The following is an 18,795-nucleotide window of genomic DNA, read 5'->3' as shown; positions in this document are numbered from 1 at the left end:
AACCGCGATGTGGATTAGGTGGGCCCGCGCGTCCGAACGGCGGGCCGTCTCGCTCCGGAGCGTAACGCGGTATTTCAGAGCAAATGCCAGTACTACCTAATTTGCCTACCTCGATATATTTAGGTAGCTTATGGCGAGAAGGTGGCCCGGAGCGAAAGCTCCGGGCCACCGTGTTTCTCAGAACTGGGCGGTGCTGACTAGAACGGCGCGACCGTGAAGACCGAGCCGCTGGACAGGGCGCTCTGGGTGTAGTTCGTATCGGCGGTGACCGCGTCCACGGCGCCGTTGCTGACGAAGGTCAGGTTGTAGGCACCGTTGGGCACGGGCGCTCCGAAGACGGACGCCGTCGCGGTTGCCGCGCCGGTTGCGTTGTTGCTGAGTACCGCGGTGCCGCCGGTCGGCCCGACCGATGAAATCGTCGTCGAAGCGGCGATGTTCGAGCCGGTGATGGGTCGGCCGACGTCCGCCTGGGTGAAGGACCCGGGAGGCGCGGTGACGTTGGGCGAGCTGGAGCCGCTGGACGTGACAAGCGGTACCGTGCGCGACGGCGCACCGACGGTGACACCCGAGACGGTGCCGAGGGCGGCGCGCGAGATGCGAGCCGAGGCGTTCGCACCCATCGTCACATCGGTGATGACCGTGCCGTCCGCGATATTGGTGCCGGAGATCGTCCGGCCGACGTCGGCGTAGGTGAAGCCGTCGGTCACGGTCGACGTGACGACACGGTCGCCCACCGCGGCGGCACCGCTGACAATGACGCGGGACTCGACCTGCGGCACCGCGGTGCCGGTCGGGTCCAGGCGCCGGGTCAGGTCGAGCGTGCAGACCAGGTTGTTGTCGTCGATCACCAGGACGGACTTGCACTCCTGAACGGCGCCGTTGAGCTTGTTGCCGCCGGACACGACGGCACGCGAGTTGTACTCGCCCCGCACCAGGTAGATGTGCGCGTCGCCGGCGTTGTTGCCGAAGTTGGCCGCCGCGAAGCCGGTGCCCTGCACGGCGACGTCGCCCTTGCGGGTGTTCGGCGCCGAGTTGGGCGTGACCTTGACCGCGTTGAGGAACGAGTAGGCGTTGGACAGCGTCCGCGTGCCGGCGCTGGTCGTCACGACCAGCGGGAGACCGGTTCCCGGTGAGTGCATCGGCGTGATCGCGGTGAAGGTGGTCGCGCTGATGGGCGTGACGTCGACCGGGGAACCGCCCAGCGTGGCCGTGATCGAGCCGGCCGAGGTCGGGAAGCCGGTGCCGGTCACGACGATCTGGTCGCCGCCGAGCGACGAGCCCGCCGCCGGCGTCACGGCGACCAGCGTGTGCACCGTGGTCGAGTTGTAGGTGCTCGCGGCGACCAGCGTGCTCGTGCTGGTGTCGCTGCCGTTGTAGACGCAGACCTGGTAGGTGGACGGCGTGCCGAGGCTCAGCGGGAGCGCCGGCACCACGACCGCGAGGTTCCTGTTGCCCAGCACCCGGATGTCCCCGGCCGAGGCCTGGATGACGCCGGCGGTGGTTCCCGCGGCATAGGTCGCGGTGGCCGGGTACAGGGTCGGGCAGGCCGTCGCCGTGGTGAAGGCGATGCCCGGAGCCGTGACGCCCAGCAGGAAGTCGCCGGTCGACGAGACGGTGATGGCACCCGGCGCGCTACCGGTACTCGATCCGACGCTGCTGCTCAGCGAGATCGACGGCAGGGTGACGTTGTACGGCGACAGGCTGGCGCCGGTCAGGGCGTCGGTCGAGGTGGTGCCGGCGTAGAAGCAGACGTTGTACGGCGTGGTCGTGCCGGTGGCCAGCACGCCCGCGCCCACGGTGCCCGTGACGACGCTGCTCGAGGTCTTGGTCACGTTGGTCACGGCCCGGGTTCCCGGGGTGCCGTAGGTCGTCGGGCAGGCGGTGGTCGTGAACAGGATGCCCGGCGCGGTGCTGAACGGCGTGCTGCCGGTCGGGGCGGTGAAGGTCAGCGAGTTACCGCCGCCGGGGCCGCCGCTCGACGAGCTGGGCGTGATGCCCGGGGTCAGGATGAACGGCTGCGGGGCGTCGGTCAGAGCGGTGCTCGTCGCGGTGCTGCCGGTGTAGAAGCACGTCTGGTACGTCCGCGCCAGGCCGCTGCTGAGCGTGAGGGTCGTCGGCACGGTGAAGGTCACCGTGCTGTCGTCCACCTTGGTCACGTTCGCGCCGACGCCCGTCGTCTGCCCCGTGATGGTGGTGGTGTAGTTCGTGGGGCAACTGGCGTTGGTGGTCATGATGATGCCGGGCGTCGTGCTCGAGAACGGCGTACCCGGCTGCTTCAGGGTCAGCACGGTGCCGGCCGGTCCGCCCGGGGCCGACAGCGTCGGGTTCACCACGAGCGACGGGGTGCCCGCGTCGATCACGGTGGCGGAGCCGGTGGCGGTTCCGGCATAGACGCAGGCATAGAGCTGCTTGGTCGTACCCGGGGCGATCCCCAGCGCGGCCGTCGTCGGAATGGTGAACGTGGCCGTCGCGTCGCCGGTTTCGGTGACGCTGCCGGCGGCGAAGACCGTCGTCCCGTTTGCGGCGGCGGGGTTGGTGGCGCAGCTGCCGCTGGTCGTCTGCAGCGTGACGTAGGGGTTCGCGGTGGTCGCGAACGGTGTGCCCGAAGCGGCTGTGAGCGTGACCGTCGTGCCCGGGACGCCGCTGGTGGGACTGAGCGTGGGCGCTGCGGCGAAGGCTGCCATCGGCGTGAAGAGGACGGCGGCCGCGCCGACCGCCCCGCTCAGGAGCCCGGCGCTGATCAGCCGGGCTCGGGTGTTGCTGGATCTGGACATGCGCATGCGAGGGTCCTCCTACGGTCCTTCAGGACCGCTTAGCTGGATTGGTAGGGCCCGGCTGTCCGGTGAACCGTCGCGGGCCGTCTCGCCGGAAGCGTAACGATTTGTGGTTGCCCGACAGCAAAGAGTCACAAATATCGCTAAATGTCGGGCGGTTACCGGCGGTAGACGGCGCGGTACCTTGCCGCCGATTCCGGGTTGCGTCGGCAATCGGTGCTCGTGTCGAACAGACTGGACTGGACACCGCCCGCGTCGCAGTTGGTGAAGTAGGCCTCGTAGGCAAGGTCCGGAGCGTGCGCGGCGAACCAGGAATGCATCCACGTGATGAAGTCCGGGTTGTCGCGCTTCGCGTCGCCGGTCGGGACCACGCCCCACTCGCCGACCGAGAACGGCTTGTGGTGGGCCTTCGCGAAGGCGAGCAGCCAGTTCAGCCCCTCGGCGCGACCGGCCGTACGGTCGAAGGCGGCCTTCGTCGGTGACCAGGGATAGTGGTCGTAGTTGTCGATGCCGATGATGTCGACGTACGCGTCGCCCGGATAGCAGTTCGTGCTCACGCCGCCGCACAGGCCGTGCGGGGTGTGGTGGCCGTTGATGGTCCAGTCGATGAGCACCTTCGGATCGGTCGCCCGGATGGCCGTCGCCGCGTGGCGGAAGCAGCCGATGTAGACCGACGGGTCTGTTCCGCGCCAGGGCATCGTGGACTCGTTGAATTCCCAGCCCAGCCGCACGATCGAGTCGGAGCGGCCGGTGCTGTTCATCAGGGTGCCGAAATTGCGCCACTGGCTGTCGAACTGGCCGGTCGCGCAGCCTGCCATGTCGTTCTCGCCGCCGTTCGGGACGAGGCCCTGCGACACCACGAGTGGGCCGGGGAACGAGGCGAAATTGTCGAAGGTCCACGCGGTTCCGGAGGTCATCTCGGGATAGGAACTGCGGTCCGTGTAGGTGTGGGCGATGCCGCACGGGCGGCCGCGGGCGGTGCAGAACGCCTCGGCGTGGGCGGCGTCGAGGACCGGGTCGCCGTTGACCCCGGAGAGGCCGTTCGGGCCCGGCCAGGCGCCGGCGGTACGCGCCCGGTTGATCAGCGCACGCGTCGTAGGGGCCGTGCTCGCGGGGGAAACCGAGGGCGTCGGCGACGGTTCGGGGGAGGAGCACGCCGCAGCCGTCACGAGCAGCGCCACGGCCACCAGACGCTTGATCACAACCCCATTTTAGGGCGTTTTGCACGGCTTGACGGGTGCCTCTTTCCGGGCTAAGTTGCTCTCAGATCGAGTATTACTCATATGGAGAACAACTCATGCGGAGCGAGCGCGAATTCCTGAACGAGTACGACCCGGCGGCGTACCCGTCGGTCGCCGTCACCGTCGACGTGGTGGCGCTGACCATCCGCGACGGGCGCCTCTGCGTGCTGCTGGTGGAGCGCGGCGCCCACCCGTACGCGGGCCGCCGGGCACTGCCCGGCGGCTTCGTCCGCACCGAAACCCTCGCCGACGCCGCCCTCCGCGAGCTCGCCGAGGAGACGGGCCTCCGGCCCGGCGAGGGTGACCTGCGGCGGGTGCATCTCGAGCAGCTCCAGACGTACGGCGACCCCGGCCGCGACCCGCGCATGCGCGTCATCTCGGTCGCCTACCTGGCGTTCGCCCCGCAGCTGCCCGAACCCCGTTCGGGTTCCGACGCAGCCGGCGCGGCCTGGGCGCCGGTCGAGGAGGCGGCCGGGCTGGCGTTCGACCACGACACGATCCTCGCCGACGGGCTGGAGCGGGCGCGATCCAAGCTCGAGTACACGCCGCTGGCGACCGCGTTCGTCGGCCCCGAGTTCACGATCGCCGAACTCCGGCAGGTCTACGCCTCCGTCTGGGGCGAGGAACTGCACGCCGGCAACTTCCACCGCAAAATCCTGTCGGTGCCCGGTTTCGTGGAGAGCACCGGAACGACGCAGCCGCGCGGGAATGAGCGGGGCGGACCCCGGGCTCGCCTTTACCGGGCCGGCGACGCGCAGCTGTTGCATCCGGCCCTGCTGCGGCCCGCTCGTGAGGACTCGGTGCGATGAAGCTGACGTTCGAGGAAGCGGTCCGCCGAATCGAGAACGCGGTCAGCTTCGAGGATCTGGGAGCCGATCGGGCCTATCGGGAATGGGCCAAGCTGGTGCATCCGGACGCGGTCGGTGGGCGGCAGGGCGAAGCCGCCACGGCGGCATTCGCACGGTTGGCTCGGCTTTTCGCGGAACGCGGCGGCACCGAATTGCGTACGCCGCAAGCCGTGTACCGGGTCGGCGCGCTCGTTGCTTCCGGAGACCTGGCGGATCTGTCGGCGGTGGACGGCAATCGGGCGCTGCTGAAAGTGCCGCGGAGCCCGGGCGACAACGACCTCATGGCGAACGAGGCCGAGGCGCTGCGAAGGCTGTGGCGGGACGGAGGACCGTACGCGCCGCGGCTGCTCGAAAGCTTTCTGCACGAGGACGCGGCCCGCGTCCGGCGGCGGGTGAACGTGCTGGAGCGGCTCAACGGATTCGTGCCGGTGAGCCGCATCAGAAGGGCGGTCGACGCGCGGGACGCGGCCTGGATGTGGCGGCGGCTGCTGATCGGGCTCGGGTGGGCGCACCGGGCCGGCGTCGTACACGGGGCGGTCGTCGAGGAACACGTGCTCATTCATCCTCAGAAGCACGCGGTCGCGCTCGTCGACTGGTGCTATTCGGGGCCGCGGCCGGTCGCAGTCGTTCCCGGCGCGACTTACCCACCGGAAGTGCGGCGGGACAAAGAGGCCTCGCCGGCCACCGACATCTACATGGCCACCGCTCTGATGACCCGGCTGATCGGCAACCGCCTGCCGAAGGCGATGAAACGGTTCGCCGACGGGTGCCTGCTCGACGCTCCGCGCATGCGGCCCCAGGACGCCTGGACGCTGCTCGAGGAGCTCGACGAACTGCTCGGCAAACTCTACGGGCCGCGGACTTTCCGGCCCTTCCGCATCGACGAAGGGAACTGACATGGGAAGTGGACGCTGGTCGACCGACGTGTACTCGGCGGCGGCCAACTACCGTACGGCAAGTGGGACCTCGGCTTTTGCGTACAGCGACAGCGGAGCCCGGAAAGCGCACGCGGCACTCGACCCGAAAGGTGTCGGCAAGCGGGAGAGCCGGGACAGCGACGAGCACCCGCTCAGCACACCGATCGCGGTGCTGTTCGACGTCACCGGATCGATGGGCGGCGTCCCCCGGACGCTGCAGACGAAGCTGCCACAACTGCTCGGACTGCTGACGCGGAAGGGATACGCGACCGATCCGCACATTCTGTTCGGCGCGGTCGGCGACGCCACCTGCGACCGGGTGCCGTTGCAGGTCGGGCAGTTCGAGTCGGACAACCGGATGGACGACGACCTGGCCCGGATCGTGCTCGAAGGCGGAGGCGGCGGCCAGAAGCACGAATCGTACGAACTGGCGATGTACTTCATGGCCCGGCACACCGCACTCGACTCGCTCGCCAAGCGCGGCCGGCGCGGATATCTGTTCCTGATCGGCGACGAGATGCCGTACCGGCGCGTCAATCCGAAGGAGGTCCGGCAATTCCTCGGCGACAAACTGAACGAGCCGATCAGCACCGAGGCGATCATCGCCGAGCTGCAGCGCAGCTTCGACGTCTACTACCTGATGCCGGCCGCGGCCGGCTGGGGCGGTGACGCCGAGATCCTCACGCGCTGGCGTGAACTGCTCGGACAGAACGTTCTCGAACTCGACGACCTGGACGCGGTCTGCGAGACGATCGCGGTCACGGTCGGTCTCGGCGAGGACACCATCGACCTCGACGAGGGCCTGGCCGATCTGGTCGAGGTGGGCTCGGCTCACGGCACGACGGTCGGCAGGGCGCTGGCCCCGTTGCAGCGCGGCACGGTGGTCCGCGGCAGCGGCCTGCCGGTGAGCGGCGGCCAAGGCGCCGAGCGGCTGTGAACGAGCCCTGGTCCGGTGAACACTGCGCGGTCGTCGACCTCGGGTACGGCGACGCGGGCAAAGGAACAGTCGTCGACGCGCTGTGCGCGGACGGCACGGTGCGGGCGGTGCTGCGCTTCAACGGGGGAGCGCAGGCGGCGCACAACGTGGTCCTGCCCGACGGGCGGCACCACACCTTCGCCCAGTTCGGGTCGGGCACGCTGCGCGGCGTGCCCACCCACCTGACCCGGTTCGTGGTCGTCGACCCGGTAGCCCTCTCGGCCGAGGCGGCAGCGCTGGGTAACCCCTTCCCGTTACTGACGGTGGATGGGGACGCCCTGCTCACCACTCCGTGGCACCGCGCGGCGAACCACCGGCGGGAGCGCCGGGAAAGGCACGGCTCGTGCGGCATGGGCGTCGGCGAGACCACGGCGTACGCGCTCTCCCACCCGGACGCCCCACGGGCCCGCGACGTTCTCACCCGGCCGGTGTTGCACCGGAAGCTGGCCGCCGTGGCGGCCGACCTGGGCCCGTGCGGAGTGCCGCTCGACGACGTGGTGGACACCTTCGCCGCGTTCGGACAGACAGTTCGCATCGTCGATGCGTCCTACACCGACCGCGTGCTGAGCGAAGGGCCGTGCATATTCGAGGGCGCCCAGGGCGTGCTGCTCGACGAATGGCGCGGATGGCACCCGCACACGACATGGTCGACGACGACGTTCGGCAATGTGTCGGCGCTCTGCCCGTCCGTTATGAAGCTGGGCGTCGTACGGACCTACACCACCCGGCACGGCGCGGGGCCGTTCGTGACCGAAGAGCCGGGACTGGACCTGCCCGAGGCACACAACGGGTCCGGAGAATGGCAGGGTGCATTCCGGGTCGGGCACTTCGACGCGGTCGCGCATCGCTACGCGGTCGAGGTCGCCGGCGGGGTGGACGGTCTCGCGGTGACCCACCTGGACGCGCCGGGGCGGTGCCCGGAGCTGAAGGTGTGCACCTCATATGAAGTGGACGGCGAGAACTGGGAACGGATCGTGCCGGGGCCGTGGCGGGATCTGGACTATCAGCAGCGGACGACGGCGGCGCTGCTGCGCGCGCGGATGGGATCGATGCGGCGGCCCGGCGATTGGGCGGGGGAGATCGGTGGACTCCTCGGGGCGCCGGTGATGATGGAGTCGTTCGGACCGCGCTCTTCCGACAAGCGTTTCCGCAGCCTGCGATAAGCCCAGGCACCTGCGTCCTCAGCCCGGCAATGAGGCTGGGCGGCCGGGTCCTCGGCCTTTGATGGGGTACCCAGCCCGCGACGAAGCCGGCGGCCGAGTGATCAGCCTTGGTGGACGCGGGCACGATCACGCTGCACGCCTGAGGCCCCGGGTTCTGTGCCCGCGTTCCGTGCCCTGCGGTCCTGTGCTCCGGGAGGTCTGTGCTCAGTGCCGGTCAGGCCGGCGCGAGGGCAGTCGGCGCGCTGGGTGTCAGTAGCCGATGAAGACGGCGTGGCCGATGGTTGCGGCGTCGGTTGTGAGCAGGAAATGGGCCAGGTCGCGGCGGGAGATGGCGTTGGCGCCGGGGGTGCCGTGGTCGAGGGAGGTGCGGTAGTCGCGGTGGGCTCCGTTGTTGAGCCAGCCGGGGCGGACGATCGTCCAGTCGAGGGTGCTGGCCATGACCGCGGCGTCGGTGCGGGCGTAGTCGTCGAGCTGGGTTCGCATGAAGGTGCGGATCAGCGGTTTGACCAGGGCTCTGGTGGCGAAGCTGTCGGCGGCGTCGGGGATGTGGCCGGCCGAGGTCACTACGAGCAGGCGGCGGGTGCCGGTCGACTGCATCGCGGCGACGATCGCCTCGGCGCCGCGGGCCCGGACCGGGGTCTTGGCGTTGGGCTTGGCGCCCAAGGCCGAAATTACGCGGTCGGCGCCGGCGACGGTGGGTTCGAGGGCGGCCGGGTCGAAGACGTCGGCGGTCACGACCGCGAGGCCGGCGGCCTCGATCGGCAGGCGCGCCGGGTCGCGGACCACCGCGGTGACCGTGTGGCCGGCGTCGACCGCCTGCTGGACGAGTTGGCGGCCGGTGCCGCCGGTCGCGCCGAAGAATGTGATCCGCATGGGCGGGGAGCCTACTGTGCCGCCGCGGCCGGGCGCCGGGGTGGGGAATGGGAATCGACGGGCGACGGCATTAGGGATGCCTAACCTATTTATTGTTATTCGTGTTGTTATTTCTGATCGGTCGGGAAATGGTTATCGTCGACGGGAAACCTAAGCGGGGGATCCAGAGGAGTATCGCCATGACGCAGATGATGGAAATGCCGCGTGTGCAGACCTGCACCGTCACTGGTTGCGGCTACAACGATGATGGCTGCACCGCGTTCGCGATCACGATCGGCAAGTCGAGCTCGGAGTGTGACACGTTCGTCGACAGCGCCAAGAAAGGCGGGATGGGGCAGGCGATTGCGCAGGTCGGCGCCTGTAAGAAGGCGGACTGCAAGCATAACGCCGACCTCGAGTGCCGGGCGCCGGGCATCGTTGTCGGACTGTCCGGTGACACCGCCGACTGCCTGACCTACGAGCACCAGTAGAAGCCACTCTTGCACGCCCGTCGCCGCTTCCAGCGGTGGCGGGCGTTGTCGTTTGAGAAAATAGGTTTTGCAAAGGCGGGCCGCGATCGGATTTGCGGTTGGGGACCGGCTCGCCGCGTACGTCTGGAAAGCGCAACCCCCGGTGGGGCGCGAGTGGCAAACGGGGTCTCGCTAGGCTCGGCGGATCGGACCGATCGAGGAGGGCCACCGTGCGCCTTGTTTACCGGATTCTCGCCATGCTGATCGCCGCCGGCGTGGTGGTGCAGGCGGCGGCGATCGCCTTCGCGCTTTTCGACATCGAGAAGAAGACCGACGACGGGCAGATCTACTCGAAAGACTCGCACAATGGCGGCGTCGTGCTGCACAGCGTGCTCGGTCAGATGGTCATCCCGGTCATCGCGCTGCTTCTGCTGATCGTCTCGTTCTTCGCGGCGATCCCGGGCGGGGTCAAGTGGGCGGCGATCACGTTCGGGGTGCTGGTGCTGCAGGTCGTGCTCGCCTACGCGGGTGACGCGCTGCCGGCGATCGGCGTGCTCCACGGGATCAACGCGTTCGCCCTGGCCGCGGTCGCCTCGATCGCGATGCGCAAGGCGCGCCTGGCCGAATCGCCGGCGCCCGCGGTCGCCGCCTGACCGTGCGCCGCTCGCTCAAGGTCGCGATCGCCTCGGTCGCGACCCTCGCCGTGCTGGGCCCGATCGGGTGGTTCTGGCGCGCCAGCCTGGTGCCGTCCCGCTATGACATGGCGGAGATGGGCTACGCCGACTTCGGCGGTGGTCCGGCCGGCGGTCATCATCACGCTTCCGGGGGTACGAGCGTGGCCGCGCTCACCGGACCCTCCACCGGGACGCCGGGCGTGACCGTGACGCTGACCGCTCGCCGGGAGGGCAGCCGATACACGCTGAACGGGCAGACGCCGGGCCCGGTGATCCACGCCGTGCGCGGTCAGTTGGTGCAGGTCACGCTGGCCAACGCGAACGTGCCGGACGGTGTGACCCTGCGCTGGCACGGCGTCGACGTGCCCGACGCGGAGGACGGCGTCGCCGGGGTCACGCAGGACGCGGTCAAGCCGGGGCGCAGCTTCGTGTACCGGTTCGTGGTTTCCTCCGCCGGCACGTACTGGTACCACTCGCATCAGGTGTCGGACGCGCAGGTGCGGGGCGGGTTGTTCGGGGCTCTGGTCGTGAGCGGCGATGCCGTGACCTCCGATGTCGATCAGGTGCTGGCGGTGCACACGTACGACGGGCGGCGCACGCTCAACGGGGTTTCCGGTCTGTCATCCTCGGACGCGGCTCCGGGACAGATGGTGCGGGCTCGGGTGATCAACACTGATTCGGGGCCGTTGCGGGTCTGGGCCTCTTCGTCGTATCGGGTGGTGGCGGTCGACGGGCGGCCCGTCGTCGGGCCGTCCGACATCTCCGGGAAGGCGGTGGTCGTCACGGCGGGTGGTCGCGTCGACCTGCTGTTCGCCGCGCCGGGCCGCGTCGACGTGGGGGCCGGGGCCGCTTGCTCGTCGCCTGGTGTGCCGGCTGCGCCTTCGCCGTCGGCCACACTCGACCTGCTGAGCTACGGGACGTCGGCGCCGCTCGGATTCGACCCGGAGCGCGCCAACCGCAACTTCTCCTATCGGATCGGGCGGCGCATCGGGTTCCTCGACGGCAAACCCGGTATGTGGTGGACGATCAACGGGCACCAGTTCCCGGACGTACCGATGTTCATGGTCAGCACCGGCGACATCGTCAAGATGACGATCTCCAACTCGAGCGGTGAAGTGCACCCGATGCACCTGCACGGGCACCACGCGGTCGTACTCAGCCGCAACGGGGTCGCGGCGACGGGAAGTCCGTGGTGGTTCGACTCGCTCGACGTTGCCGACGGCGACAGCTATGTGGTCGCGTTCGTCGCCGACAACCCGGGGATCTGGGTCGACCACTGCCACAACCTGAAGCATGCTTCCGACGGGTTGATCGCGCACCTGGCCTACACCGACGTGACGACGCCCTATCGGGTCGGCGGTTCCTCGCATAACCGGCCCGAATAGGGCTAAAGGTACATGCCGGTGGGGGGCGCGGGCTTCGGGACGGTCACCGGCTCGGCGCCGGTCCTCAGCGCGTACAGCTGGGCGAGCGTGGCCCCCTCAGGGCCGACGCCGCGTGACGTGCCCAGCCAGGCGACCGCCTCGGCGTAGGCGAGCCGGCCCACCTCGATGCTGGCCAGGCAGCGGCCCGGCCGGACCACCGCGGGGTGCAGGGTCGCCAGGTCTTCGTTGGTCGTGATCGCGATGAGCGCGTTGCGGCCCTGCCCGAGCAGCCCGTCGGTGAGGTTGAGCAGGCGCGACAGCGACTGGCCGGCGCTCGCCTTGGCCTCCCCGTTGATCAGCTCGTCGCAGTCCTCCAGCATCAGCAGGCGCCAGCGCGGCTCGTCGTCGTCACCGCTGCCCAGCGCCACACTCATCAGGTAGGCCGGGTCGCTGAACAGGCGTTCCGGGTCGAGCACGCAGTCGACCTGGCACCAGCCGCGCCACTGCTGGGCGAGCGCCCGCAGCGCCGTCGTCTTGCCGGTGCCCGGCTCCCCGTGCAGAAGCAGCAGCCGGCCGTTGACCACCGAACCGTCGAGCTCCATCAGCCGCTCGAGCGTGGACGCGACCGCCCCCGAATAGTTGTCGCTGATCTTCGGCCAGGGCGCCGCGTCGATCTCTCGCTGCACACGTCGCGGTCCGTGCGGACCGAAATGCCAAAACCCTATGGGTACGCTGTCGGAAGCCGGCTCGGGCTCCTCGGTCGCGTTCAGAGTGGCCGCCTCGAGCACCGACTCGGCCAGCTCGGCGCTGACCGCGGTGACCGTTACCCGGGCCCGGCGGCTCTGCAGCCAGCGGGTGACGTGCAGCGTCCAGCCGTCGCCGACACTGAGCCGCCCGTGCGAATCCTCCTCGACCGCGTCGCGCACCAGGCGCGCGTCGTCGCTGGTGAGGGCGGCGTCGGCCCGCACATTTTCCAGGTAACGGGTGCGGCCGAACGGTTCCCGCCCGGTCGTGAAGCCGTCCAGCGCAAGCAGATCGACGATGTCCACCAGCCGGTCGCCGTCGTCGACCGACGCGGACAGCGGCAGCGCACCGGGCAGCGACACCGCGGCCGGGGCCGCGGTCTCTCCCGGGCGGCCGCCATGCCGGTCGACGGACTGGTGGGGCGTACGCATGCTCCCATGATCGGTCATCGATGCCCGGGCGGCACCCGATTTACGGTCTTGTCAGTCTTCTGTTCTTGTCAGCCGTCTGCTCGCGTCAGGTCTCTGTTCTTTGTCAGCTCGCTGTTCGCGTCGGCTTCTGGTGGCGTCAGCTTTTTGCTCGCGTCGGCTTTTTGCTCGCGTCAGCTCTCCGCTCGCGTCAGCTTGAAGATCGGGATCAGCCGGTTGGTCTTGAGCTGGTATTCGGCGTAGTTGGGGAACGTCTCGACCGCCCGGTCCCACCACCGGTCGCGCTCGTCGCCGTCGAGTTCGCGCGCCTCATAGTCGTGCTTCTCAGCGCCGTCCTGCAGCTCGACCCGCGGGTTCTTCCGCAGGTTGTAGACCCAGACCGGGTTTTCGGGGGCGCCACCCCTCGAGGCGACCACGAGGTACTCGCCGTCGTGCTCGACCCGCATCAGGGCCGTCTTGCGCAGCTTGCCGGTCTTGGCGCCGACGGACGTGAGGACGACGACCGGCAGACCCCGCAGATCGCCGGCAATGGTGCCGCCGGACTGCTCGTACTGCTCGGCCTGCTTGCGAGCCCAATCCGAAGTGCTGGGAGCGTATTCACCGCTGAGTGGCATTATCCGAGTCTAGGCACCCACGATCTGGGATGGCCCTCGGTCGGCGCGCGTTGTGCGCCCGGGTCAGCGCAGGCCCACCACCACTGCGTCGGTGCCGCCGCGCCACAGGATGCCGGCCTCGGTGTAGCCAGCCGCTCGGAGCGTCTCGACATGCCAAGCCGCGGGCGGGGTCCACTCGTGGTTGTGGCGGACCGACGGGTAGATGCGCTCCCGCTCGATCGCCTTCGGGCCGAGGAACTCGTCGGCCGCCGCGAGCTTCCACCAGTCCGGCCACGACGTGGCGGCGCCGGTCGCGTAGCGGGCCTCCCGCACTGCGCGCGCGTGGTCGCGCAGTTTGACCGACAGCGTGGGCAGGCCCTCCTCGGGCATGTGGTCGGCGTTCGCGAAGATGCCGCCCGGGCGCAGGACCTCGCGCACCTCGCGGTAGAGCGCCGCCACCCGCTCGGCCGGCAGCCAGTGCAGAGCGGTCGCGGTGAGCACCGCGTCGAAGCCCTCCTGCGGGAGCTTCGCGCGCCAGCCCGGATCGCCGAGGTCGGCGTCGACGATCGTGCCGCGGTCGCGCAGGGAGGCGCCGGCGATCGCCAGGAGCACCGGGTCCTGATCGAGCACGGTGACGTCGGCACCGGCGAACCGGGCCAGCGCGCGCAGCGAGATCGTGCCGGTGCCGCCGGCGAGATCGAGCAGTCGGGGCGGTCGCCCGCCGGTCGTGGCCGCGACGGCGTCGAGCATCGCCGCGAAGCGCTGCTCCCGGTCGGGCATGAACGCTTCCTGCTGCCGGTCCCAGCTCTCCTGCCATGCCCGCGCGTCGATCGACCGAGCGCCTGACCGAGGCGCGTCCGCAGCTGCCTTGTAATCAGTCATAGCGTCCACAGTAGTTACCTCGGGCGGCCGTTTCTACCCCGCCGGAGCTGCCGATATGCCACTCGCCCGATCGGCGAGACGTTCGGCGAACGCCTTGAGGTCGCGCCGCTCGATAGCGGCCGCCATGAGGTCGGGAAACGCGTCCGGCGTACACGCGAAAGCCGGCACACCGAGCGCCGCGAGCGCGGCCGCGTTCTCGTGGTCGTAGGCCGGCGCGCCCTCGTCGGACAGCGCGAGCAGCACCACGACCTGCACGCCGGCTGCGGTCATCTCGGCGACCCGGCCCAGCATCTGCTCGCGGACGCCGCCCTCGTAGAGGTCGCTGATCAGCACGAAAATGCTGTCCCGCGGCCGGGTGATCAGCTGCTGGCTGTAGGCGATCGCCCGGTTGATGTCAGTGCCGCCGCCCAACTGGGTGCCGAAGAGCACCTCGACCGGGTCGTTCAGCTGCTCGGTCAGGTCGACGACCGAGGTGTCGAAGACGACCAGCGACGTGCGGAGCGACCGCATCGAGGCGAGCACGGCCGCGAAGACGCCCGAGAACACGACCGACGCGGCCATCGAGCCGGACTGGTCGACGCAGAGCACGACGTCGCGCTGCACGGCGGTGGTGCGCCGCCCGTACCCGACCAGCCGCTCCGGAATGACCGTACGGTGCTCGGCCTGGTAGTGCTTGAGGTTGGCGCGGATCGTCTTGTCCCAGTCGATGTCGGCGTGCCGGGGCCGGTTGATCCGGGCGGCCCGGTTGAGCGCGCCGTTCACCGCCGCCCGGGTCTGCTGGGCGACCCGCTTCTCGAGCTCGTCGACGACCTTGCGGACGACGTGGCGGGCCGCGTCCTTGGTCTGGTCGGGCATGACCCGGTTGAGCGAGAGCAGGGTGCCGACCAGGTGCACGTCCGGCTCGACGGCGGCCAGCATCTCCGGCTCGAGCAGCAGGCGGGTCAGATCGAGTCGCTCGATCGCGTCGGCCTGCATGACCTGCACAACCGTGCTCGGGAAGTATTCCCGGATGTCACCGAGCCACCGAGCCACCTTGGGTGCCGACCCGCCGAGCCCGGCCGACCGTTTCGCCCCGCGCCGGTCGCCGTCCTCGCCATCGGCGTCGTAGAGCGCGGCCAGCGCGGCATCCATCGCCCCGTCCCGGCCCTCGGCCTTGCCCAGCGCCTGCTCGGAAGGCCCGCCGAGCACCATCCGCCACCGCCGCAGCCGTTCCCGCGCGGCATCGTCGTCGGGCGCGTGCGTGGTCATCGGGCCTCCCTCGTGCTGAAGATCGCGTCGGTCGAGACGTCACGGCCGAGCAGAGCGCTCAATGTGGGTACGACCAGCGCCGCGCGCTCCGGGTCGAAGCCGAGCCCGTCCGCGCTCTCCGTGCCCGCCCCGCGCGGACCAGCCACGCGCTCACCGATCGCCCGTCGCTCGCCCATGTCGAACGCCCCGAAAGTGCGCCGCAGCAACGGCAGCACGTCGTCGAACGCGCCGTCCGGGATGTCACTGAGCCAGTCGTCGAGCAGCTGCAGCAGGGCATCGTCGTGCACCAGCAGCAGCCCGCCACCGCCGAGGAAGCCCTCGACCCAGGCGGCGGCGTGCGCCGGCGGCGTGCCGACGGTCAGCGGCAATCGCAGCCGTCGGCGTGCCTCGGCATCGCCGACCCGGCCCGCGTCGAGCAGCAGCCGGGTGAGCCGCCCGGCGAGAAGGCCGTGCAGGTCGGCGCGCCCGGCGACCGACTCGAGCGTGGACAGCCAGCGTTCGCGCAGCTCCTGGTCGTCGAGCAGGCCGACCGCGGCGTGCACGCCGTCGATGTTGGTGCGCAGTTCCTTGGCGGCGTCGTCCGACAGCGATCCCGCCGCAGCCGGCAGACCGGCGCAGACGCGCCCGAGAAGGCTTGCGGTCACCGTGGCGAGGCCACCGAGATCCGTACGCCGCACGTCGCCGTACCGCAGCGTGCGGGCGAGCGCCGGAATGGCCGCCATGAGGTGGTTGATGTCAGCGTCGAGCGCGGCCCGGGTGTCAAGGGCGGCGAGCACCGGTTCGTACGCTTCGCCGAGGTCAGCCAGCAGGCACGTCTCGACCAGCGCCGTGACCTCGCCCAACGTGGCGGCCTTCCGAGCGGCCCGGGTCACTTTGGCGGTGGCGGCCGCGGCCACCGTCGTGCCGAACATGCTGCCCTCGACGAGGCGTACGGCGAACTCCGGCTGCCATCGCAGCCGCCACTGTTCGCGGAAGGTGCCCGTGCTGCGCCGGGTCGTCGCCGGCTCGCCCCACGGCACGTCGATCGTGCGCAGGCGGTGCAGCAGCCGGCTGCGCTTCAGGTCGTTCTCCTTGCGCAGGTCGAGGTCGAGTGCCCGCTCCAGCGCCTCCGGCTTGAGCTTGAGCGAGCGCTGCTGGGCCGCGAGATCCTTGGCCAGCGGAACCGCCGGCATGTCGTCGGGCACGCCGCCGAGCCGCTCGCCGACGACCAGCCGGTTGCGGATCAGCTCGACCCGCAGCTGCTCGCCGTCGCACATCACGGCCTCGGCCGCCTCGGTGACCTCGGCCAGCCCGGCCAGCGGCCGCCCCCGCAAGGTGGCCAGCGCCTCGGCCAGCCGGGTCGCCTCGATGACGTGGGCGGACGACGTCGGTACCCCTTCGGCCCGCAGCACACCGGCCGCCTCGACCAGCCACCGCGGGACCACCTCGCTGCGCGAGGTGAACAGGTGGTGATACCACCCCGGTGACCGCACACCCGCGCCGTAGCCGGACCAGGACGCGAGCCGCCCGTACGTCCACGGCACCCAGGTGAACGCCACCTTGGCCTTCTTGCGGCCCTTGAGCAGGGCGGCATCTTCCTTGATCGTGACCTTGCGGTTCAACGCCGGCACGTGCCAGGCCCCGCAGACGACGGCGATGTCGTCGTAGGATTTCCGCGCCTCGCGCAGCACGGTCCGCATGTAGGCCTCGCGGAGCAGGTCGTCCGGGTCCTCGGGCGAGGAGTCGCGGATCGCCGTCATCGCCTCCGCGATCGCCTCGAACGCCGGCATCCCCCGATGCTCGACGACGTCCTCCCACCAGCGCTCGGGATCGTCGTAGCCGGCCGCCGCGGCCAGCTCACCGATCGGATCCACCGGCCTCCGTGGCTCGCTGTCGCCTTCGTGCCCGGGCCCGGACTCCGGCCCGGTCGGCGTCAGCCCGGCATCAGGCCCGACCGCCACCAGCTCGTCCGCGCCGCTCTCGGCCCCGCTGTCGCCCGCCGCGGCGCCGGCGTCGGCCGCCCCGCCGCTCGCCGCGCTCACGAGGGCGCCGCCGGCCCTCATCGCGAAAGTGCTCTGGGCCGTCCCAGCTCGGGTCGTGCGACTGCTCGCCGACGCTTCGCTCTCGTCGGCCCCCGGAGCGTCGTTGCTAGAAGGGCTTCTGAGCGGCGGCTTGTCGTCGGTGAGGCGGAAGGCGAAGGGGAGGTCGAAGAAGCGGACCGGGACGTCGTGCTCGACGGCCCACCGAATCGCCTGCCACTCCGGGGAGAAGACCGCGAACGGCCAGAACGCGGCCCGGCGAGGGTCGTCGGCCGCGTAGCCCAGGAGGGCGACCGGTGGCTCCAGGCCCGCGTCGGCCACCCAGCGCACCAGGTCGTCCGCCTCGGGCGGGCCCTCGACCAGCAGCACGTCGGGTGGATGGGCCTCGAGCTCCTGCACCACCGCCCGGGCCGAGCCCGGGCCGTGATGCCGGATGCCGTAGATGCGCTCAGGCATCGCGGGCGGACCGGTAGAAGTCGCGCCAGTCGGCCCGCTCGCGGACCACGGTCTCGAGGTATTCCCGCCAGACGACGCCGTCGGACACCGGGTCCTTCACGACGGCACCGACGATGCCGGCGGCTACGTCGCCCGGGTGGAGGGTGCCGTCGCCGAAGTGCGCGGCCAGGGCCATGCCGCTGGTGATGACCGAGATCGCCTCGGCGGTCGACAGAGTGCCGGTGGGCGACTTCAGTTTCGTGCGGCCGTCTTCGGTGAGGCCGGAGCGCAGCTCGCGGAAGACCGTGACCACGCGCCGGATCTCCTCCAGCGCGGTCGGCACCTCGGGCAGGTCGAGTGACTTGCCGAGCTGCGACACGCGGCGGGCGACGATCTCGACTTCGTCGTCGGCCGAGGCGGGCATCGGGAGCACGACCGTGTTGAACCGGCGGCGCAGGGCGCTGGACAGCTCGTTGACCCCGCGGTCGCGGTCGTTGGCGGTGGCGATCAGGTTGAACCCGCGCTGCGCCTGCACCTCGGTGTTGAGCTCGGGGACCGGCAGGGTCTTCTCGGACAGGATCGTGATCAGCGCGTCCTGCACGTCGGACGGGACGCGCGTCAGCTCCTCGAGCCGGGCGATCGTGCCGCCCTGCATGGCCCGCATGATCGGGCTCGGCACCATAGCCGCCTCGGTCGGGCCCTCGGCGAGCAGGCGGGCGTAATTCCACCCGTACCGAATGGCCTCCTCGGCCGTGCCCGCGGTGCCCTGGACCAGCAGGGTCGAGTCGCCCGAGATGGCGGCCGCGAGGTGCTCGGAGACCCAGGTCTTGGCCGTGCCGGGCACGCCGAGCAGCAGCAGCGCCCGGTCGGTGACCAGCGTGGAGACGGCCACCTCCACGAGCCGGCGGGGCCCGACATATTTCGGGGTGATCTTGGCGCCGTCGCCGAGCAGGTAGGTCACCACGGCCTGCGGGGAGAGCCGCCAGCCCGGCGGCCTCGGCCGGTCGTCGGCCGCGGCGAGCTGGACCAGCTCGTCGGCGAACTGGTCCTCGGCGTGCGGGCGCAGTGCGGTCACTCGGAGCTCCTTGTCGGTCATGGCCCGGACGGGTGCCGATCGGCGCTTCGTCCAGGTCGAAGGCTATCGCCCACCTACGACAAAATCGGCCGT

Annotated in this window: 16 protein-coding genes; 7 read left to right on the top strand and 9 right to left on the bottom strand. The window is 70.4% G+C overall.

Annotated features, from left to right (window positions below; genetic code table 11):
* Positions 1–197 precede the first annotated feature (197 nt).
* Together ACIA5C_RS06270 and ACIA5C_RS06265 are read right to left on the bottom strand one after the other, a co-directional pair.
* Positions 198–2,780, bottom strand: coding sequence for a beta strand repeat-containing protein (locus ACIA5C_RS06270; RefSeq protein ID WP_396051809.1), 2,583 nt, complete (start codon positions 2,778–2,780; stop codon positions 198–200).
* A 152-nt stretch (positions 2,781–2,932) separates the two neighbouring features.
* On the bottom strand, positions 2,933–3,976 hold the full coding sequence (locus ACIA5C_RS06265) for a glycoside hydrolase family 26 protein (protein ID WP_396051806.1): 1,044 nt from the start codon (positions 3,974–3,976) through the stop codon (positions 2,933–2,935).
* A 95-nt stretch (positions 3,977–4,071) separates the two neighbouring features.
* On the opposite strand from ACIA5C_RS06265, the gene ACIA5C_RS06260 reads away from it, so the two are divergent.
* Genes ACIA5C_RS06260 through ACIA5C_RS06245 form a run of 4 tightly spaced genes read left to right on the top strand, consistent with a single transcriptional unit; the run spans position 4,072 to position 7,919 of the window.
* The gene (locus ACIA5C_RS06260) at positions 4,072–4,824 is read left to right on the top strand and encodes an NUDIX hydrolase (protein ID WP_396051803.1); all 753 of its coding nucleotides are present in this window, start codon (positions 4,072–4,074) and stop codon (positions 4,822–4,824) included.
* The gene (locus ACIA5C_RS06255; protein ID WP_396051802.1) at positions 4,821–5,759 is read left to right on the top strand and encodes a molecular chaperone DnaJ; all 939 of its coding nucleotides are present in this window, start codon (positions 4,821–4,823) and stop codon (positions 5,757–5,759) included. The genes ACIA5C_RS06260 and ACIA5C_RS06255 overlap by 4 nt, the downstream gene beginning before the upstream one ends.
* Position 5,760: 1 nt before the next feature.
* Positions 5,761–6,717 carry a hypothetical protein gene (locus tag ACIA5C_RS06250; protein ID WP_396051800.1) on the top strand — a complete coding sequence of 319 codons (957 nt, stop codon included), beginning with the start codon at positions 5,761–5,763 and terminating at the stop codon, positions 6,715–6,717.
* Positions 6,714–7,919 (top strand): adenylosuccinate synthetase, encoded by a 1,206-nt coding sequence (locus ACIA5C_RS06245; RefSeq protein WP_396051797.1) that lies wholly within the window; start codon positions 6,714–6,716, stop codon positions 7,917–7,919. Before ACIA5C_RS06250 ends, ACIA5C_RS06245 begins: the two co-directional genes overlap by 4 nt.
* 249 nt (positions 7,920–8,168) lie before the next feature.
* Here the strand turns inward: ACIA5C_RS06245 and ACIA5C_RS06240 are convergent, their stop codons facing one another.
* Positions 8,169–8,792 carry an NAD(P)-dependent oxidoreductase gene (locus ACIA5C_RS06240; RefSeq protein WP_396051794.1) on the bottom strand — a complete coding sequence of 208 codons (624 nt, stop codon included), beginning with the start codon at positions 8,790–8,792 and terminating at the stop codon, positions 8,169–8,171.
* 179 nt (positions 8,793–8,971) lie between these two features.
* Between ACIA5C_RS06240 and ACIA5C_RS06235 the strand changes: the two genes are divergently transcribed.
* The 3 genes from ACIA5C_RS06235 (at position 8,972) to ACIA5C_RS06225 (ending at position 11,300) form a co-directional block, all read left to right on the top strand.
* Positions 8,972–9,262, top strand: coding sequence for a DUF1540 domain-containing protein (locus ACIA5C_RS06235; RefSeq protein ID WP_396051791.1), 291 nt, complete (start codon positions 8,972–8,974; stop codon positions 9,260–9,262).
* Between the two features lie 209 nt (positions 9,263–9,471).
* Entirely contained in the window at positions 9,472–9,894 is a 423-nt protein-coding gene (locus tag ACIA5C_RS06230; protein ID WP_396051790.1) for a hypothetical protein, read from the top strand.
* A gap of 2 nt (positions 9,895–9,896) precedes the next feature.
* The gene (locus ACIA5C_RS06225; protein ID WP_396051787.1) at positions 9,897–11,300 is read left to right on the top strand and encodes a multicopper oxidase family protein; all 1,404 of its coding nucleotides are present in this window, start codon (positions 9,897–9,899) and stop codon (positions 11,298–11,300) included.
* Between the two features lie 2 nt (positions 11,301–11,302).
* Here ACIA5C_RS06225 and ACIA5C_RS06220 read toward each other — a convergent pair whose 3' ends face one another.
* The 6 genes from ACIA5C_RS06220 to ACIA5C_RS06195 form a co-directional block, all read right to left on the bottom strand.
* Positions 11,303–12,454, bottom strand: a complete 1,152-nt coding sequence (locus ACIA5C_RS06220; protein ID WP_396051785.1) for a DUF5925 domain-containing protein — start codon at positions 12,452–12,454, stop codon at positions 11,303–11,305.
* A 170-nt stretch (positions 12,455–12,624) separates the two neighbouring features.
* Positions 12,625–13,065, bottom strand: a complete 441-nt coding sequence (locus tag ACIA5C_RS06215; RefSeq protein WP_396051783.1) for a nitroreductase family deazaflavin-dependent oxidoreductase — start codon at positions 13,063–13,065, stop codon at positions 12,625–12,627.
* Positions 13,066–13,128: 63 nt separating this feature from the next.
* Positions 13,129–13,926 carry a class I SAM-dependent methyltransferase gene (locus tag ACIA5C_RS06210; RefSeq protein WP_396051780.1) on the bottom strand — a complete coding sequence of 266 codons (798 nt, stop codon included), beginning with the start codon at positions 13,924–13,926 and terminating at the stop codon, positions 13,129–13,131.
* Positions 13,927–13,959: 33 nt separating this feature from the next.
* Complete coding sequence (locus tag ACIA5C_RS06205) at positions 13,960–15,174, bottom strand: VWA domain-containing protein (protein WP_396051777.1); 1,215 nt, start codon at positions 15,172–15,174, stop codon at positions 13,960–13,962.
* Entirely contained in the window at positions 15,171–17,648 is a 2,478-nt protein-coding gene (locus ACIA5C_RS06200) for a DUF5682 family protein (protein WP_396051774.1), read from the bottom strand. Before ACIA5C_RS06200 ends, ACIA5C_RS06205 begins: the two co-directional genes overlap by 4 nt.
* Positions 17,641–18,702 carry an AAA family ATPase gene (locus tag ACIA5C_RS06195; protein ID WP_396051773.1) on the bottom strand — a complete coding sequence of 354 codons (1,062 nt, stop codon included), beginning with the start codon at positions 18,700–18,702 and terminating at the stop codon, positions 17,641–17,643. The genes ACIA5C_RS06200 and ACIA5C_RS06195 overlap by 8 nt, the downstream gene beginning before the upstream one ends.
* Positions 18,703–18,795 lie beyond the last annotated feature (93 nt).

The organism is Actinoplanes sp. NPDC051343 (assembly GCF_044455125.1).
In the GTDB taxonomy this organism is placed as follows: Bacteria; Actinomycetota; Actinomycetes; order Mycobacteriales; family Micromonosporaceae; genus Actinoplanes.
This window is presented reverse-complemented; position numbering and strand designations above follow the sequence as displayed.

Excerpts from the sequence above, each read along its gene's own strand:
- ACIA5C_RS06255 (WP_396051802.1), top strand. The coding sequence starts at position 4,821 with ATGAAGCTGACGTTCGAGGAAGCGGTCCGCCGAATCGAGAACGCGGTC.
- ACIA5C_RS06200 (WP_396051774.1), bottom strand. The coding sequence starts at position 17,648 with ATGCCTGAGCGCATCTACGGCATCCGGCATCACGGCCCGGGCTCGGCC.
- ACIA5C_RS06250 (WP_396051800.1), top strand. The coding sequence starts at position 5,761 with ATGGGAAGTGGACGCTGGTCGACCGACGTGTACTCGGCGGCGGCCAAC.
- ACIA5C_RS06270 (WP_396051809.1), bottom strand. The coding sequence starts at position 2,780 with ATGCGCATGTCCAGATCCAGCAACACCCGAGCCCGGCTGATCAGCGCC.
- ACIA5C_RS06240 (WP_396051794.1), bottom strand. The coding sequence starts at position 8,792 with ATGCGGATCACATTCTTCGGCGCGACCGGCGGCACCGGCCGCCAACTC.
- ACIA5C_RS06260 (WP_396051803.1), top strand. The coding sequence starts at position 4,072 with ATGCGGAGCGAGCGCGAATTCCTGAACGAGTACGACCCGGCGGCGTAC.
- ACIA5C_RS06235 (WP_396051791.1), top strand. The coding sequence starts at position 8,972 with ATGACGCAGATGATGGAAATGCCGCGTGTGCAGACCTGCACCGTCACT.
- ACIA5C_RS06215 (WP_396051783.1), bottom strand. The coding sequence starts at position 13,065 with ATGCCACTCAGCGGTGAATACGCTCCCAGCACTTCGGATTGGGCTCGC.
- ACIA5C_RS06205 (WP_396051777.1), bottom strand. The coding sequence starts at position 15,174 with ATGACCACGCACGCGCCCGACGACGATGCCGCGCGGGAACGGCTGCGG.
- ACIA5C_RS06210 (WP_396051780.1), bottom strand. The coding sequence starts at position 13,926 with ATGACTGATTACAAGGCAGCTGCGGACGCGCCTCGGTCAGGCGCTCGG.
- ACIA5C_RS06220 (WP_396051785.1), bottom strand. The coding sequence starts at position 12,454 with ATGCGTACGCCCCACCAGTCCGTCGACCGGCATGGCGGCCGCCCGGGA.